The sequence below is a fragment of the Amycolatopsis sp. lyj-90 genome (assembly GCF_046549035.1).
Taxonomy (GTDB): Bacteria; Actinomycetota; Actinomycetes; order Mycobacteriales; family Pseudonocardiaceae; genus Amycolatopsis.
In genome coordinates, this window is the sequence record NZ_JAJPWP010000002.1 from 1101084 (window position 1) to 1118825 (window position 17742).

Annotated in this window: 12 protein-coding genes; 8 read left to right on the forward strand and 4 right to left on the reverse strand. The window is 69.0% G+C overall.

The genetic code is table 11. The features are described from left to right. The first annotated feature begins 103 nt into the window (after positions 1-103). The 6 genes from ACLJPX_RS11050 (at position 104) to ACLJPX_RS11075 (ending at position 11912) form a co-directional block, all read left to right on the forward strand. Positions 104-2107 (forward strand): AbfB domain-containing protein, encoded by a 2004-nt coding sequence (locus tag ACLJPX_RS11050; RefSeq protein WP_410599968.1) that lies wholly within the window; start codon positions 104-106, stop codon positions 2105-2107. A gap of 55 nt (positions 2108-2162) precedes the next feature. Continuing rightward, on the forward strand, positions 2163-3242 hold the full coding sequence (locus tag ACLJPX_RS11055; RefSeq protein WP_146044385.1) for a hypothetical protein: 1080 nt from the start codon (positions 2163-2165) through the stop codon (positions 3240-3242). Positions 3243-3278: 36 nt separating this feature from the next. Then, positions 3279-5363: an AbfB domain-containing protein gene (locus ACLJPX_RS11060; protein WP_410599969.1), complete on the forward strand. Its 2085-nt coding sequence runs from the start codon at positions 3279-3281 to the stop codon at positions 5361-5363. 80 nt (positions 5364-5443) lie between these two features. After that, a complete protein-coding gene (locus ACLJPX_RS11065) occupies positions 5444-7552 on the forward strand; it encodes an AbfB domain-containing protein (protein WP_410599970.1) in 2109 nt (702 codons plus the stop codon). A 74-nt stretch (positions 7553-7626) separates the two neighbouring features. Then, positions 7627-11523 (forward strand): nucleic acid/nucleotide deaminase domain-containing protein, encoded by a 3897-nt coding sequence (locus tag ACLJPX_RS11070; protein ID WP_410599971.1) that lies wholly within the window; start codon positions 7627-7629, stop codon positions 11521-11523. Continuing rightward, positions 11520-11912: a hypothetical protein gene (locus ACLJPX_RS11075; RefSeq protein WP_410599972.1), complete on the forward strand. Its 393-nt coding sequence runs from the start codon at positions 11520-11522 to the stop codon at positions 11910-11912. Before ACLJPX_RS11070 ends, ACLJPX_RS11075 begins: the two co-directional genes overlap by 4 nt. A 365-nt stretch (positions 11913-12277) precedes the next feature. On the opposite strand, the gene ACLJPX_RS11080 is transcribed toward ACLJPX_RS11075, so the two are convergent. From ACLJPX_RS11080 to ACLJPX_RS11095, 4 genes are read right to left on the reverse strand one after another with little or no spacing between them, the layout of a single operon-like run. Further along, a complete protein-coding gene (locus ACLJPX_RS11080) occupies positions 12278-13951 on the reverse strand; it encodes a cytochrome b (RefSeq protein ID WP_101609489.1) in 1674 nt (557 codons plus the stop codon). Further along, positions 13948-15081: a ubiquinol-cytochrome c reductase iron-sulfur subunit gene (locus ACLJPX_RS11085; RefSeq protein WP_410599973.1), complete on the reverse strand. Its 1134-nt coding sequence runs from the start codon at positions 15079-15081 to the stop codon at positions 13948-13950. Before ACLJPX_RS11085 ends, ACLJPX_RS11080 begins: the two co-directional genes overlap by 4 nt. Then, positions 15078-15896 carry a c-type cytochrome gene (locus ACLJPX_RS11090; RefSeq protein ID WP_101609491.1) on the reverse strand — a complete coding sequence of 273 codons (819 nt, stop codon included), beginning with the start codon at positions 15894-15896 and terminating at the stop codon, positions 15078-15080. The genes ACLJPX_RS11085 and ACLJPX_RS11090 overlap by 4 nt, the downstream gene beginning before the upstream one ends. Positions 15897-15951: 55 nt before the next feature. Next, positions 15952-16575, reverse strand: a complete 624-nt coding sequence (locus ACLJPX_RS11095; protein WP_073848452.1) for a heme-copper oxidase subunit III — start codon at positions 16573-16575, stop codon at positions 15952-15954. 95 nt (positions 16576-16670) lie between these two features. Here ACLJPX_RS11095 and ACLJPX_RS11100 point away from each other — a divergent pair, with 95 nt between their 5' ends. Further along, positions 16671-17105 (forward strand): hypothetical protein, encoded by a 435-nt coding sequence (locus ACLJPX_RS11100; RefSeq protein ID WP_101609492.1) that lies wholly within the window; start codon positions 16671-16673, stop codon positions 17103-17105. A gap of 42 nt (positions 17106-17147) precedes the next feature. Continuing rightward, entirely contained in the window at positions 17148-17588 is a 441-nt protein-coding gene (locus tag ACLJPX_RS11105; protein WP_410600048.1) for a hypothetical protein, read from the forward strand. Positions 17589-17742: the final 154 nt, after the last annotated feature.

The following is a 17742-nucleotide window of genomic DNA, read 5'->3' on the forward strand; positions in this document are numbered from 1 at the left end:
TCAGCGGTTAGGTGAACCTCGACCGGGATTTCACTGGGGGAATTCCGGGAACTGGGGATAACTGAACATGTACCGAAGATCGGTCCCTTCGGGGATCGCGGCGATGGCCGCTGCCGTTTTTCTGTCCGGAAACCTCGCGATCGCGTCACCGATGGCCGCCGAAGTGGCGAAAGACGTCGCCACGACGGAAGTCCCGGCCGCCGGTGTCCTCGAAAAGGCCAGGGCCGTCACGGCCCTCGGCGAAGAGATCACCGGTGAGTGGACCTCACTGGACGACAAGGCGTTCGTGTTCCGCGTGTACGACCGGGCCGACCCGGCGCAGTACCCGCTGACCAGGATCGAGGCGTATCGCGTCTACAAACTCGAAGTCGCCGACGCGTCGGCGTTCATCCGCACCGGGATCCACGAATTCGTCGAACGCGACCACGACGAGAAGATCCGGCGCGACCGGGAAGCCGCGCTGGCCAGGAAGGCCAGGGAGGACGCGGCGCGCTGGGCCGGGATCACCGCCGACGCCGCGATGCTCGACGGGACCGACCAGAACTTCGTCTACCAGGTCTGGAAACGCGCTTCCGGGCCGAAGGTGAAGAACGGCGCTCTCGACGCCTGGGGCGGCGACGCGGCGGACTGGAAGACGTACATCACCACCACGATCTACGACCTGCACACGCGAGACCAGCTCGACGCCATCGAGCGTGAACGCGAGCGGGACGAAGAAGCCGCGAAGAAACTGGAATCCGACTTCGCCCGCACCAACGCGGTCAACGCAGTCCCGGTCCCGCCGAACCCGGCGTGGCTCGGCCTGGCCGACGACGACTTCATCCGCGAGCTGCTCAAGACCACCCAGCTCGCCGATCCGGTCCACGCGGAGGTCAAGGCCGCCGCGCTGGCCGCGCTGCAGAGCAGCGACAGGCTCGTGTGGCGGGCGTACATCGACCGCGGCGTCCACGACGCGGTCAAACGGGACGGCGTCCGGGAACAGGCCGCGCGCGACGAGGCCGACCGCCAGAAGGTGCGGGACATCAGGGCGAAGGCCGAGACCTCCCGGTTGCGGCCGCGGCTGGTCCAAGCCGCCGACGCGGCACTGCGGGGCACTCCCGCCGACGTGACCGCTTTCCTGCGGGACGGGCAGTTCCTCCCGCTGGCACAGTCGCTCATGGCCACCTCCCAAGGGCGGCGTGGCTACTACGTGACCGGCAACGTCGTCGGCGACGGGACCGTCGGTACCGGCGACATCCCGAACCGGCCGACGGGGACCAGGCCGTTCCCCGCGGCGAACTGGCGGATGGTGACCGGGCTGGCCGACGCGGGCTGCTATTCGCTGGAATCCACCCGTCAGGCGGGTGTCTACCTCCGGCAGCAGAACCTCGCGGTGAAGGTGCAGGGTCACGACGGCACGGACCAGTTCAAACTCGACGCGACCTGGTGCCCGAAACCCGTCTCGGCCCACGTCGCCCTGGAATCGAAGGCCCAGCCGGGCCGGTTCCTCCGCCATTTCCAGAACAAGCTCTGGGCGGCGGCACGGACCGGGTCCGACGCCTTCGACGGCGGCCCGTCCTTCATGGCCGACATCGCGTGGGCGACCCGGGAACCGGACCCCGAGATCACCACGGTCCTCATGCTCCGGTGGCACAACGACGCCGCGGCCGCCGCGGCGGTGGGCGCGCCCGTCGCCCCCGAGGTGTTCGAAGGCTATGACGGCAACGGGTTCCGGTACCGCGACTTCGCCAAGGGCCGGATGTACCAGCACGATCGGCTCGGACCGGCCGCGAAGTGGATGGGCTCGCCGTTCGTCGCGAGGTACGTCGCCTTCGGCGGCCTCCAGTTCTCGTTCCCGGAGACCGACCAGGAGACCCTCCCCGACGGCGCGCACCGCGTGAAGTTCCGGAACGGGGCGAGCCTCTACTGGGGCGACAAGTCGATCGAACCGAAACTCGTCTACGGCGCCATCCAGGACAAGTGGATCGCCGAAGGCGGCGGGACGGGTTATCTCGGATACCCGATCAGTGACGAATACGCCGTCGAAAGCGGAAGACGCAGCAACTTCCAAGGCGGCTGGATCGTGCATTACCCGGCGACGGGGCAAACGCTGGCCTATCGCCGCTGACCCTTTCCATTCACAACCGAATATCCATTCTGCACCGAAGTGATTGGGGGCTTCCGTGTATCTACGAATGCTGTCCTGTGCCCTGTGCGCGGCCGTCCTGTTCACCGGGACGGTCTCCGTTCCGGTGGCGGGCGCGGCCATGCCGGGGGTCGTCTCGGCCTCGGCCTCGATGCCGGGTGAGATCGCCCGGCGAGAAGTGTTGTACCACGCGAAATACGGCTTCTACGCGACGGTGAAGACCGACGCGTGGGTGGCGCTGCTGAGCGAGGATCCGGACGCGGCGGCCATCGAGTTCCTGCGTCTTCCCGACGGCGGCCTCGTCTTCGCGAAGGAAAGGGCGCAGAACCTCGACAAACGCAACATCGATTTCCTGAACAGGCTGCTGGAAACGCACACCCGGCAGTATTCGCCGGAGGTCTACGAAGCGGCCTCGAACTACCTGACCGAGTCGCCGTCGAAACGCGAAGAGTTCTGTCACGGCGGCGGTTACGAGGCCGCCAAGGCCCGCGACCTGAAGTTCCGCGCCGATCTCGGAGAGCAGAAACGGGCACTGGTCGAGGAGGACCGCCGCTACATCCGGATGCTGGCGCAGAACGATCCCGGCGCGCAGGTGCGGTTCGCCGCCTCCTACGCCGTCCGGGCGGGAGCGACCGACGACGATCTGACCGACTTCTTCGCCTGGGGCTGGGCACACGCGGCGCGACTGGACATCGAGTCGTTCCGTGAGCGGGTGCTGGACCAGAACCAGCAGTGGCTGCACACCATCGCGCGGCTGATCACCGACGCGGAAGCCGCGGAGAAGGCCGCCAGGGAGACCGAGGGCGAAGCCGGGAAAGAAGCCAGGGACAAGGCCGCCGCGGCCTGGCGGAGCGTCGGCACGCAGGCCTCGCCCGCACAGTCCAAATGGGAGGAGGCGCGTGACTTCTCGCGGCAGCAGGCCGAAACCTGGCGCGCCATCCTGCTCGCGGCCCAGCAGGCGCAGAACCCGAACTGGAACGCGATGATCGACCCGGCGAAGGCGACCGAGGCCGATTGGGAGAACAACCGCTCGATGGCCGTCGACCAGGCCGCGTACTGGGAATCGCTGCTGCGACAGGCACTCGAAGGCGAACAGCGGGTCAAGAACCCGAGCTGATCACGACCGTCTCTCTCGAGAAGAAGGAACTGGGGTATGCGAAGAACGACTATGTCCACGTCACGGTTGTGCCGTGGCCTGGCGGTGGCCACCGTCGCCGCCGCCTTCTCCGGACTGCTGGGCATTCCCGCCCACGCGGCCGAACCACCGCCGGGGCAGGCCGTGCCGCCGGCGATCCCGACGGCCGAACCCGACGTCGGCTCGACGACCATTCTCCCCGCCACGCAACGGGAGAAGTACGACGCCGTCAACGCCATCCACGTCGGGGAACCGACCGACGACTGGCTCCGGCTGTCCGACAAGAACTTCGTCTTCCGGATCTACGACAAGATCAGTATCGACAAGTTCCCCCGCACCAAGGCCGAGGCATCCCGGGTCTACGGGCTCGCCGTGCCCGACGCCTCGGTGTTCATCCGGACCGGCGTCCACGAATTCGTCCAGCGCGATCAGGACGAGCAGGTGCTGCGCGACGCCGAAAAGCAGCATCGCGTCACCACCCGGATGAAGGCGATCGAGAACGCGCACATCGCCCCGGACCCGGCGATGCTCGACCTGACCGACCGGAACTTCGTGTTCCAGGTGTTCAGCCGGGCCACCACCGGGAGCAAGGTCAAGGCGGGCGCCGCCACCGCGTACCAGGGTGACGCCGCCGTGTGGAAGACCTTCATCGAGGTCACCGTCCTCGAACTCGCCGAGCAGGACGACTTCGCCGCCATCGAAAAGGCGCGTCAGCAGAGCGAGGAAGAGGCACAGCGCGTCGAGCGCGAGCTCAAACGGCGTTCGGCGGTGGCCGCCATCCCCGCCACCTTCCAGACCGTTTGGCTGCAGGCACCCGACGACGTCTTCATCCGCGAACTGCTGCGTCTCCCCGAACTCGCGGTCCCGGCGAACGTCGAGATCAAGGACGCCGCCGATCTCGCTTCGCGCAGCACCGATCCGGCCGTGTGGCGGACGTTCGTCAACACCGGCCTCAAGGAGGCGGCGGACCGGGGCAAGGCCCGCCGCGAACGCGAGGAGGACGAGGCGAACCGCCGTGTCGTCCGGGAGATCAGGACCAGGGCGGAGAACGGCGGTGTCCGGCCCCGGCTGGTCGCGGCCGCCGACACCGCGCTCACCGGTTCGCGTGCCGACGTCGTCGCGTTCCTGCGCGAGGGCCAGTACCAGGTGCTCAACCAGTCGCTCCAGACCGTGACCCCCGGGGTGAAGGGCTGGTACGTGCACTCCGGCGGCGGCGATGCCTGGATCACCCCCGGGCAGGCCGGTACCGACGGCACCAAACCGCTGCCGTACGCGACGTGGAAGGTCGCGAGCGGGCTCGCCGACCCGCTCTGCTACTCGTTCGAATCCGTCGACCGCACCGGGAACTACCTGCGGCAGCAGGACTTCCGGGTCAAGCTGCACGGCAACGACGGCACGGACGCGTTCAAACGGGACGCGACCTGGTGCCCGAAGCGCACCGGCTGGGGCATCGCGCTGGAGTCGAAGGCGCAGCCGGGCCGGGTCCTTCGGCACACCGACGCGCAGCTGTGGGTCGCGCAGCTCGGCGGCGGCAACTGGTTCGACACCGAACGGCTGTTCAACGAGGACTCGGGCTGGAAGGTCGTCGCCCCCAACCCCGAGGTCTCCACCCCGCTGATGCTGGGCTGGTACAACGACGACCAGCTGCGCGCCCTGGCCGGGAACCCGAAGGCCGCCGAGGTCCACGACGCCGGCGTCCGCTACCGGGACTTCCAGAACGGGCGCGTCTACTGGGGCCCGGAGACCGGCGCCAGGTTCGTCACGGGTGAGGTCCACACGCGGTATCTGGCCCTGGGCGGGCACAAATGGCTGCTGCCGCTGACCCATCAGGTCTCCGGGAGCGGTTCGGCGAAGATCTCGCTGCAGCAGGGCGTCGCGATCTACTGGACCCCGGCGACCGGGGCCAAGCTCGTGATGGGCGCCATCCGCGGCAAATGGGATTCGCTCGGCGCGGAGACCGGTCAGCTCGGTTTCCCGACCAGTGACGAGTACGACATCCCCGGCGGACGCCGCAGCGATTTCCAGAACGGCTGGTCCATCAGCTGGAACGCGGCCGACGGCGAACTGAGGGTATTCCGCCGCGTGGGCGTCCCCGTGGGCTGAGTCCGGCCCGAATTCGGCAGGGGACCGGGAGGTCCCGGTCCCCTGCCGGTCTTCTTTCTCCTCGACGAAGGTATTCCGAAATGCGAAGAACACTGGGGAACACCGGAAAACTGACCCGGACGCTCGCGATCCTGACCGTCGCCACCGCGCTGACCGGTCTGGTCACCCCGGCGGGCGCGAGCGCCGCACCGCCACCGCCCGCGCCCGAGGCGCCGCTGGAGAGCCCGGACGCGACGGCGGCCGAACTCCCGGCCGCGACCGAACTGGAAAAGGTCAGGGCGGTCCACGAGATCGAGGTCGGCGACGCGACGTCCGAATGGCGCAACGCCACCGACATGAACTTCGTCTTCAAGGTCTTCGACCGGATCAACGGCACCGATTTCCCGCTCACCAAAGAAGAGTCGTACCGCGTCTACCGGATCATGGTGCAGACGCCCACCGCGCCGGACGCGACGGCGTTCATCCGCACCGGGGTCTTCGACTTCGCCGCGCGGGACCGGATCGAACGCCAGCGCCGCCAGGACGCGTGGAACGAGACCGTCCGCGTCCGGCGGGAGGCGCTGATCGACGCCGAACTCGCCTACGACGACGTCATCCTCAACGACAACGACCAGAACTTCGTCTACAAGGTCTACCAACGGGCTCCGGCGGGAACCAAGCTCAAGCTCGGTGCCCTCGACGCCTTCGGTGGCGACGCGGCGGTCTGGAAGGACTTCATCGAGAACAAGATCCGGGAGCTGCACCACCAGGACCAGCTCGACTACATCGAGCGGGAGAAACAGAAGGGCGAGGAAGAAGGCCGTCGCGCCGAAGCGGTCGCGGCCAAGAAGGACGCCTGCCACAAGATCCCGGTCGTCGCCGTCGCGAGCTGGCTGCTGCTGCCCGACGACGACTTCATCCGGGAACTGCTGAAGACGCCGGAACTGGCCGACCCCGCGCACCGCGAGATCAAGAACGCGGCGAACGCCGCCTTGATCGCCGGGGCGGCGGACTGGACGCGGTTCATCGTCACCGGCATCGGCGAGGCCCGTGCCCGCGACGACGCCCGGATCCTGCGCGAGCGTGAGGAAGCCGACCGGCAGAAGGTGCGGGACATCAAGACGAAGGCCGATGCGAGCAGGCTGCGCCCGCGGCTCTCGGCCGCGGCGGCTTCGGTCGCGGCGACCGGGACCTGGGACCAGGTCAAGGACTTCCTCGCCAGGGGCCAGTACCTTCCGCTCGAGCAGGGTTTCTCGGGAGTCACCTTGAACACCCGCGGCTGGCACGTGCGCAGCGGCGGAGGCGACGCCTGGGCGACCCCGGGGACGCAGCCGGCGAACACCGTCACCGCCCCGCTCGGCGAGGCCAGCTGGAAGGTCGTCACCGGGCTCGCGGACGCGAACTGCTTCTCGCTCGAATCGGCCACCCGGGTCGGCAGCTATCTGCGGGTCGCGCCGAACCTGCGGGTCCAGCTCGCGGGCAACGACGGCACCGACGGGTTCAAGCTCAACGCGACCTGGTGCGCGCGGCCGGGCCTGGACAACAGCGCGGGCAACGTGAGCCTGCAGTCGAAGGCGCACCCCGGCCGGTACCTGAGGCAGTACTGGGGCGAACTGTGGGCCGCGCACGGCCAGAGCGCCGAGAACAACTTCGACACCACGGGCAATTACGCGACCGACGCCTCGTGGAAGACCGTCGACCCGAATCCCAACATCTCCACGAAGATCGACCTCCGCCTGCTCAACGAGGACTGGTGGCGTGAGTACTTCGGACCGGCGGTGACGCCGGAGTACATCGAGAACGGGGTGCGGGTGCGGAAGTTCCAGAACGGCGCGGCCTTCTGGAACCCTTCGCTGGGGCCGAAGAACATCCTGTTCCCGATCCTGACCAAGTACTGGTCCATGGGCGGGCACAAGGTCCCCGCCAACCTGCCCGTCGTCGACAACCTCTTCCTCCCGGACGGGGTCGGCCGGGCGACCCATCTCGAAAGCGGCCGGTCCATCTATTGGAGTCCCAGCACGGATTCGCGGCTGATCTTCGGTGCCATCCGCGAACTCTGGGAAAAGATGGGCTGGGAACGAAGCTGGCTCGGCTATCCCATCTCCGACGAGATGGACGTCCCGGGTGAACCCGGGAAGCGCCGGAGCATGTTCCAGTTCGGCAACATCGATCACACCGCCCAGAAGGGCGCGTGGGCGTACGCCAGGTGACACCGGTGGCCTCGCCGGGAAACCGGCGAGGCCCCCTTTCCTTTTCCAGGAAACGAAGACTTCTGGGGGTTCAGATGTCAAAACCCGAACACGCGCTGAGAGCGCTCGTCCTCTTTTTGGTCCTGACCGTTTTCGCCGGGCTGATCCAGCCCGGTTCCGCGTCGGCCGACGATCCACCACCCGTCACCCCGCCACCGACGTCGCCCGCACGGCCGATGCCGGAAGACCCGTACCGCAACTGGGACGGACAGGCGGGTGTCCCCTCCCTCGTCGGCGAACCGTTCGTCCGCCAGATCGTCACCGACTACGCGGAACTGGCCGAAGAGCCGGAAGTCCGCGAAGCCGCCGCGGCCGCGCTGGCCGCCGGAACCGCCGCCGCGCTGGAGGAATTCCTCGAACAAGGTCTCGACGCGGCCAAAGCCCGCGCGACGGCACGCGTGGCCGAGACGGCGAGGCGGAACCGGGCCACGATCCAGGCGTTGGCGGGCACCGGCGGCCCGATCTTCAAGGCCGAGGTCCAGCGGGTGCTGGCGGGCACCGACACCGATCGCGAGCAGTTCCTGGCCTACGGCAGGGAGATCGCGCAGGAACGGGACACGCAGATCGCCGCCGGGAGCCAGGCAAGGGCCGACCAGCTGCGCGCGCGGGTCACCACCCTGCTCGGCGTCGCCGGCCACCACGTGAAGACCGCGGCGCAGGCCGCGCTCGACGCCGGTGACGCCGCTATCGCCGAATTCCTCAACACCGGCTACCTGGCCGCCGCACGGCGCGACGCCGAAGACCGCGACAAGCAGATCCGCGACCAGGAAGCCGCCGAACGCGCGGCCGACCAGCTGAGCGATCTCGCCCGGCGGTCCGCCAGGGCGATGACCGCGCGCGGACAGCTCGTGGTGGCGCACGGCGACGCGCTGCGGGCGCTGCAGCGGGTGGCCAACGCGATGGTGCAGGCGGGCAACGAAGCCCGTAAGGCCAAGCAGATCCTCGACGCCAACGACGCGGCGGGGAATCACCCGGCGGACTCGTTCACCCTCGTCAAGGCCGAAGCCGCGCGTCAGGTGGCCAACGCCCGCACCGCGTCGACCGACGCCGTCGGTGCCGCCGAACGAGCGGGTGTCCAGGCCGCCGAACTCATCGCCGCCGGGCTGCCCTATGGCACGCAGTGGGGCGACATGGCCCGGGGAATGGCCGCGGCCGCCCAGGGCGCCGTGCACGCTGCGGAGACCGCGCAGCACGCGATCGACGCCACCGAGGCGGCCGATCAGGCCCGCAACGCCCAGGAACGGGCGGAGCGGCACGCGGAACAGGCACGTCAGTGGGGCCTGCACGCCGAACAGCACGCGCAGGCCGCCAAGGCGGTCGCCGATGCCGCGGCCGCACAGGCCGCGGCGGCCAAGGACGCCGCCGTCCGCGCCAAATCCGCTCGCGAACAGGCGGAAACCGCGGCCGAGGCGGCCAGGGCGGCCGCGGACCGGACCCGCGGGCACCGGGAAGAGGCGCAACGCCAGCGGGACCGGGCGAAGAGCGCCCGGCAGGTCGCCGAGGCGGAACGCGTCAACGCGGCCAACGCGCGGCAGCGTGCCGACCAGGCGGCGGCGGAAGCGCGACGGCAGCGCGGCGAGGCCCAGCGTCAGGCCGGGATCGCCGAGGACGCCAACCAGCGGGCGCAGCACCAGGAGCGGCTCGCGAGCGACGCCGAACAGCGGGCGGTCACCGAGGAAGGCAACGCGCGGACGGCCCGTGACAACGCCTTCGCGGCCGAGCAGCGCAAGCAGTCGGCCCAGGCCAAGGCGGACGCGCTCACGGCGGCCGAGGCGGCGGCACGCGGGACGACGGCCGAGGGCGACGCGCGCCGGGCGGCCGACTCGGCCCGGGCCGAGGCAGGACAGGCCACCACGGCGGCTTCCGCGGCACGGGACGCGGCCAACCGGGCGACCGGGGCGGCCGTGGTCGCCAGGGAAGCGGCGACCGAGTCGACCCGGGCCGCGGCCCGGGCACGCGCGGCCGCGCAGGAGGCCAAGGCAGCCGCCGCGGCTTCGGACAGGGCAGCGGGCCGGGCCGAGTCGTCGGCCGCGGAAACGCACCAGCACGCGACCGTGGCCAACGTCAAAGCCAGCGAAGCGACCCTGGAGGAGACCAAGGCGGGCGAGGCCGCGCGGGCGGCCGTCCAGCTGGCCGAGCAGGCGTCCCAGGAGGCGATGCGGTCGCTGATGGCGGCGGAACGGACGCGTGCCGAGGCCGACGCGGCCTTCAACGAGTCGGTTTCGGCGGCCACGCAGGCGTCCGTCGCGCTCCGGGCGTCCACGGCGGCGAGCTCTTCGTCGGCGGCCATCACCGATCCGGCGAACACCGCGATCCGGGTCGTCGCGCCGTACGCGGGCACGGACATCGACGCGGACTTCGTCATCCTGGTCGCGAGCCAGGCCAGGGCGGTCGGCGACGAGCAGGCGAGGGCCGCGCGGGAACGGGCCACCGAGGCCCAGTCGGCCGCCGAACGCGCCGCGGACGCGGCCAGGCGGGCGGCGGACGCGGTGAAACCCGCCTTCGAAGCCGCGGCACGGGCGGCGTCGTCGGCCGCGGCAGCCGCGAATTCCGCCGCGGAGGCTCAGGAAGCGGCGGCACGCGCGGCGGCCGAAGGGGCACTCGCCCGAGCGGCGGGCGAACGGGCGAACGCGTCCGACGCGGCCGCCAGGGCCGACGCGCAGACCGCCAGGGCCGCCGCCAACGAGGCGAACGCCGACGCGGCCATCGCGGGCCGGAGCGCGGCCGCGGCCGAGCGGGAGGCGCAGGCCGCCCGTGACTCCGCGAGCCGGGCCGAGAGCGACGCGCGGCTGGCCAGGGAAGCGGCGACGAACGCCGAAAGGTCGGCGGCCGAGGCCAGGGACGCCGCCGACCGGGCGGAGGAGCACGCCCGCAACGCCGCCGCCGCGGCCGAGCGGGCGAGGCAAAGCGCGACCGAGGCCCAGCAGGCCGCGGACCGCGCCGAAGAACGGCAACGCCAGGAAGAGGAGGAAGTACGGCGCAAGGCGGCCGAGGCGTCCGGGCAGCTCCCGGACCTGACGCCGGAAGAAGTCGCGATGCTTTCGACGTCCGATTTCGGGCGCATGCTCCTGGACGAATACCGGCAGGCGAGGGACAAGGCCCAGAGCGGCGGCGGGGTCGTCGAATTCCTCGTCGAGATCGGCGCCGAAGTGCTGCTGGAGGTCATCGGCTGGCGCGACGCGGAAAGGTGCTTCGGCGAGGGCAACATCGAAGCCTGCATCTGGACCGTGCTCAACGTCGCGTCGGTGGTCGCGGTGTTCCTGAAGTTGCCGAAGGTGGCTTCGGCGGTCGTGAAGATCATCGACAACATCAAGAAGTTCGTGAGCAAATCCGCGCTCTTCAGCAAGGTCGTGGAGAAGGTCACGCCGATCTTCAAGACCATCCGCAAATGGTGCAAGCGGCTCTCCGAAGTCCCGGTGGCCGCCGCCAAGACAGCGGGTCTCCCGGACTTCTCCTGCGGGATCGTCGACTACGACAGCGGCGGGATGTCTTCCATCGCGATGGACGCGCGGATCGGGTCCGGCTTCGGGATCGGGCACAACATCGCGGTCGCCTATCTGGAAGGCTGGACCAACCCCGACGGCAAGTATCCGAACTACGTGATCGGTTACAGCGACGGCGATGACCGGCACTCCGAGAAGGACATCGTCGAGAAGGTACGGGCCAAGGGAAAGAACCCGAAGGACATCAAGGCCCTGTACTCCGAACGAAAGCCGTGCCCCGACTGCGACCGGGATTGGGTGCCCGAAATGGGGGACGATCTGGTCGTCTCGTTCTCCGTGAACTGGACCAAGGACAAACTGCTCAATTCGGGGTACAAGACTATCCTGCAGGGCTACATGCGGACCGCCTACCGGAAACGCGGTATCCACTTCCCCGGCGCGCTGATCGCCGAGACCAAGGAGGAACGCGTGCTCGTGGGTGCCGGATGACGTCGCCGCGACGGGTCTCCCCCGCCGACCAGGAACGGCTGCTCGCACTGGGCGGCCGGACCGCGGCCGTCCTGCGGGAGGCGGGTTTCCGGGTGATCGCCGAACCGGACCTCTCCGGCCTCAGCGACGAGGGCGGCGCGGCGATCGACGTGGACCTCTTCGGCGAAGCCGGCGGCGTCTACGTGAACTGGCTGATGAACGTCGCCTGGCAGGAGGAGGTCTACCGGCATCTGACGGCCGGGGAGATCGAGCATCCGAGGGTGCGGCAGCTGAACTCCGCACACGCGGCGGTGAGGGCGGCGCTCACCGCGGTCCTCTCCGCCGCGGGCCTCACCGTGGTACCGAGCGAGGACGACATGCGGCCGCTGGAGCTGCGGGTCGTCGGCTGACGCTCGTGTGACTGGTCCGTGAAGGCCTCCTTGAGGGACCCTGGGTCCCTCAAGGAGGCCTTCACGGACATCGCGGTCAGACCAGGACGACACAGTCCCAGCGCTCACGTCGGCAGGGTTGGCAAGGGCCCCTTCGCCACCTCAGCATGGTCCGGGCCGCTGCCCGGGTGTCGCGATAGCCACTTTCGGGACATCAGGTGTCCCGAAAGTGGCTTTCGGGACACCGGCGTCGGCGCGTGAGCGAGCGAAGCCCTTACGGCCCTATAGCTTCACGCAAGACGAAGGGCGCTTTCCCCGCATGCGATGCGGGGAAAGCGCCCTTGGTCGCGTGTAACGAGGGGAAAGTCCCCTTCAGCGGCGGTCCGCTAGTGCCCGGAGGTGATCTCCTTGCGCTCCTGCGAGGGCTCGCCGCCGATGTCGTCGACCTTGCCGTTGCCGTTGCCGTGCCCGTTGGACCGGGCGCGCTCCAGCGCGATCGTCTCCTCGACCGGGTCCGGAGACCAGGTCGAACCCGCGACGGGGTGTCCGGCCGAGCCGAGCTTGTTCATCTTCTTCGGCACCGACGCGCCCTGGTACTCGAGCGGCAGCGGGTGGCCGTGGTCGTCCACCGGGCCGAGCGGCTGGTGGATTTCGATGAACTCACCGTGCGGCAGGCGCTTGATGATGCCGGTTTCGACACCGTGCTCCAGCACCTCGCGGTCGGCCCGCTGGAGACCCAGGCAGATCCGGTAGGTGAGGTAGTACGCGATCGGCGGTGCGAGCAGCACACCGATCCGGCCCGCCCACGTCGTCGCGTTCAGCGAGATGTCGAAGGCGAACGCGATGATGTCGTTGAAGCCCGACAGCATGATGACCGCGAAGAACGTCAGGGCCATGATGCCGAGCGAGGTCCGGACCGGGACGTCGCGCGGACGCTGCAGCAGGTTGTGGTGCGCGGTGTCCTTGGACAGCTTTCGCTCGATCCAGGGATACATCACCAGCAACCCGATCAGCAGTGGCATCCCGACCGCGCCGGGGAAGAACACCGCGGGGACCGTGTAGTTCCCCAGGTAGAGCTCCCACGCCGGCCAGATCCGCAGCATGCCGTCGGCCCAGGCCATGTACCAGTCAGGCTGCGAGCCCGCCGAGACCTGCGCCGCGTTGTACGGGCCGATGTTCCAGATCGGGTTGATCTGGAAGAGGCCCGACATCAGCGCGATGATGCCGGTGACCAGTGCGAAGAACGCACCGCCCTTGAGCGCGAAGACCGGCATGATGCGGACGCCGACGACGTTGGTCTCCTTGCGGCGCACGCCGGGGAACTGCGTGTGCTTCTGGTACCAGACCAGCGCGAGGTGCGCGCCCACGAGGGCGAGCATGATGCCCGGCAGCAGCAGGATGTGGATCGTGTAGAGGCGCGGGATGATCTCGTTGCCGGGGAACTCCCCGCCGAACAGCGCCCAGTGGATCCAGGTGCCCATGACCGGCACCGAGAGCACGATGCCCGACAGGGTCGCGCGGATACCGGTACCGGAGAGCAGGTCGTCCGGGAGCGAGTAGCCGAAGAAGCCCTCGAACATGCCCAGGACCAGCAGCAGCGCGCCGATGACCCAGTTCGCCTCACGCGGACGGCGGAACGCTCCGGTGAAGAAGATCCGGAACATGTGCACCATCATCGACGCGACGAAGATCAGCGCGGCCCAGTGGTGCAGCTGGCGGACGAACAGACCGCCGCGGACGTCGAACGAGATGTCGAGCGTGGTCGCGAAGGCCCGCGACATCTCGACGCCCTGAAGACCTGTGTAGCTGCCGTTGTAGACGACCTCCTCCATGGAGGGGTCGAAGAACAGCGTGAGGTACACACCCGACAGCAGCAGGATGATGAAGCTGTAGAGCGCGATCTCGCCCAGCAGGAACGACCAGTGGGTCGGGAACACCTTGTTGATCTGGTGCCGCATGCCCTTGGCCAGGTGATACCGGTCGTCGGCCCACTTGGCACCCGCACCCGCGGCCTTCTCGACCGGGTTCGTCCCCTTCGTCGGGGTGGTGAGTGAACTCATGACTTACGCTCCCAAAAGGCCGGTCCGACGGCCTCGTTGAAGTCTCCGCGCGCGATCAGGAAGCCCTCTTTGTCCACTGTAATCGGAAGCTGGGCCAACGGCCGCGTCGCCGGACCGAAAATCGGCTTGGCGTAGTGGAGCGCGTCGAACTGCGACTGGTGACAGGGGCAGAGGATGCGGTTGGTCCGCTGCTCGTACAGGGAGGTCGGGCAGCCGACGTGGCTGCAGATCTTCGTGTACGCGTAGTAGTCGCCGAAGTTGTAGTCCTCCTGGCCCTGACGCTTGATGACCTTGGCGGCATCGGTCGGGCGGAGGCGGATCAGCATGACGGGGTTGTCGACCCGCTTGAAGGCGGCGGACAGCGCGTGCTCGTCCTCCCGCTCCGACTCGCGGAACGGGAACACCGTCTCCATGGCGCCCGCGTCGAGGTCCTCGACCCTGACCAGGGACACCTCGTGCGGACGGCCGGTGTTGCGGCGCAGGTAGACGACCTCGTCCGGGAAGTTCTTCTTCCAGCCCGAGTGCCACAGCGAGTCGCGGCCTTCGGTGTCCTTCCAGGGGTCCTTGATGAAGGACGCCACCGGCAGGGCGGCCACGGCGAGACCGAGCACACCGGCACCGGCGCCCGCGGACCGCTTGATCAGCGACCGGCGCGCGATGGTGCTGTGGCTGCCCGAGTGGGCCAGCTGGGCGAGGATGGTGGCCTTGTCGACCTCTTTCGACCCGCCGTCCCCGCGCTCCTGCACCGCGACCTCGGCCGGGATGAACTTCTTGGTGTAGAGGACCGCGCCGATGCCGATGCTGAGCACGGCGAGGCCGAGCGTGACCCCGAGCAGCGGCGTGTACAGCGTGTACTTGGTGTAGCCGGTCGTGCCCGGCTCCTTGTACTCGAACCAGTGCGGCCACGCGATGAGGACCACGAACGCGAGACCGGCGATCGCGGCCAGCACGAACCACAGCGCGACAGCGCGCTCGGCGCGCTTCTCCGCCCGCGTCCCCTCGACCGGCCACGGAGTCGGGTACTCGACGATCTCGACACCGTCGAGCGCGGTACCCAGCTTCACCAGCTGGTCGCGATCCATGTCCGCCAACTCCGCCTCTGTCGGCGGCTTCGGCCCTTCGGCGCTCATGCCTTCGATCCAATCCACAACGTCACGCCGATCAGCGCGGCGATCCCGACGATCCACGCGATCGCGCCCTCCGAGGCCGGGCCAATACCGCCGAGCGAGCTACCGCCGGGTGAGTTGTTCCCGTTACTCACGGACTTCACGAACGCGATGATGTCCTTCTTCTCCTCCGGCGACAGCTGCCGGTCGGAGAACTTGGGCATGTTCTGCGGCCCGGTGAGCATCGCGGTGTAGATCTGCTCTTCCGTGGCCGGGTCCAGGTTCGGGGCGAACTTGCCCGACGAGAGCGCGCCGCCGCGGCCGGTGAAGCCGTGGCAGGAGGCGCAGTTGAGGCGGAAGAGTTCGCTGCCGCGCGCGACGTCCTCGCCGCGCAGCGCGTCACCCTTCTCGGTGGGACGCTGCGCGCCGCCGCCGTTGGCCTGGATGTAGGCGCCCAGCGCGTTGATCTCGGCCTCGGACAGCTTCGGCGGCTTGCGGATCGCCTGCGCCTCCTGGCGCACCGCCGGCATGCGGCCGGTCGAGGTCTGGAAGTACACGGCCGCGTCGCCGATGCCGATGAGGCTCGGGCCGCGGTCGGGGACGCCTTCGAGCTTCGGCCCGTGACATTCGATACACGTGTTGTTGTAGAGCTTCTCGCCCTCGCGCAGGAGGGCGGACTCGCCCTGCGCCTGCGCGGTCTGCGGCTCCGGAGCGAAAACGGCGTACAGGCCGCCCACGCTCAGCAGCGCGATCCCGAGCGCCAGCGCGCCGGCGAACCGCTTGCGCGCCTTCGAGCGCTTGCGGAAGCGGCGCTCCGTCTTGTCCTTGCTGGAGGTCATCTTGCGGCAACCCTTGCTGTCAGTTCAGGCCGATAGGTCGTGGTGGCGGCTTCGATCACGGAAGGATGTAGATCACCGCGAACAGGCCCACCCACACGATGTCGACGAAGTGCCAGTAGTACGACACGACGATCGCCGAGGTGGCCTGGGCCGGGGTGAACTTGCTCAGCTTGGTGCGGATGAGCAGGTACACGAACGCGATGAGCCCGCCGATGACGTGCAGGCCGTGGAACCCGGTCGCGAGGAAGAAGACCGTGCCGAACGGGCCGGACGGGATCGTCATCCCCTCTTCGATCAGGTGGAGGTACTCGTAACCCTGGCCGCCGACGAAGATCGCGCCCATGATCAACGTGATGATGTACCAGCGGCGGAGGCCGAAGACGTCACCCTTTTCGGCGGCGAACACGCCGAACTGGCAAGTGAACGAAGACGCCACGAGGATCACCGTGAACGGGATCGCCAGCGCGATGTTCAACTCGAAGGGCTCACCGTGCAGCGGCGGCGGCCACTGGCCGGTCGCGTTCTGCGCCTTCACGGTGAAGAACATGGCGAACAGTCCGGCGAAGAACATCAGTTCGCTGGACAGCCACACGATGGTGCCGACACTGACCATGTTCGGCCGGTTCAGCGAGTGGACCCGCTGGCTGATGGTGGGAGCTGCCGTTGTCACGCGTCGCATTATGTCCTCTCACGCACGGGGCCCGCCGGGTGGGTCCACGGCAAGTCGCGTGCGTGTCGGGTCACATCTGAACGAAAGAGGGAACCGGGCTACTCATGGGTTTACTAGATCGGCTTCGTGACCTGGTCAAGAAGCCGAACCTCCCAGGTCTGACGGTCGACACGCCCGGCGTGGAGATCGTCGCGGAGGCCTTCGATCCGGCCGAGGCGGACTCTTCGGTGCTGGCGAGATCACCCGCTTGGGTCGCCGAAGCACCCGCGATCCTGCGCCACCACTTGAAACTTCCGCCCGAAAAGGTGGCGGAGGCGACCTCGATCCTCGCCCAGGACGGCTGGGAGCTGCGAGAACAGGGGCCGGACGGCGGCTTCACGCTGACGCACGCGGTGCGCGTCCAGACCCTCGACGCGCTGCACTGCGCGCAGGAACGGTCGCGGATGGCGGGCCTCGCGCAGCGGCTCGGCGGGGACTCGCTGGGCTGGGACGCGCTCCAGCCGTCGGGTGCGTCACGTGATGTCGGTCATGACGGATAACATCGCGGGGTCGACATGACTAGACGAGGCGGAGGCGCGCTCATGGGCGAGCAGGCGATGCGGATCCTGGTGTTCAGCCACAAGGCGGAGGTGCGCGAGGCGATCATCAACGCCGTCGGCCGCAGGCCCGCCGCCGACCTCGGCCGGGTGGACTACACCGAGGCGTCCGGCATCTCCGAGGTCCTCGTCGAGATGGACGCGGGCAACGTGGACCTGGCCATCCTCGACGGCGAGGCACAGCCGACCGGCGGCATCGGGCTGACCCGTCAGCTCAAGAACGAGATCGGGGTGGGGGCGGGCCGGGCTGGTGAGAACACAGACTGCCCGCCGATCATCGTTTCGGTGCGGCGCAAGGACGACCGATGGCTGGCGACCTGGTCGCAGGCCGACGCGGTGCTGGTCCACCCGCTCGACCCGCTGACCGCCGCGGAAACGGTCGCCGACGTACTGCGCGCCCGCCGGGTGCCAGTCGTGCACGGCTGAGCCGATGAGCGCGGCCGCCAAGTGGTTGCCATCGGAAGGCATTCGGGGGTATTCGGCGGATCCAGGTTTCCGCTGGGCGTGCGGCCGCGAGGTCCTCGTACCGGCGTTGTACTCGGATCTCGCGGCCCGTGCGTCCAGCGGGAAGCTGGGCCGT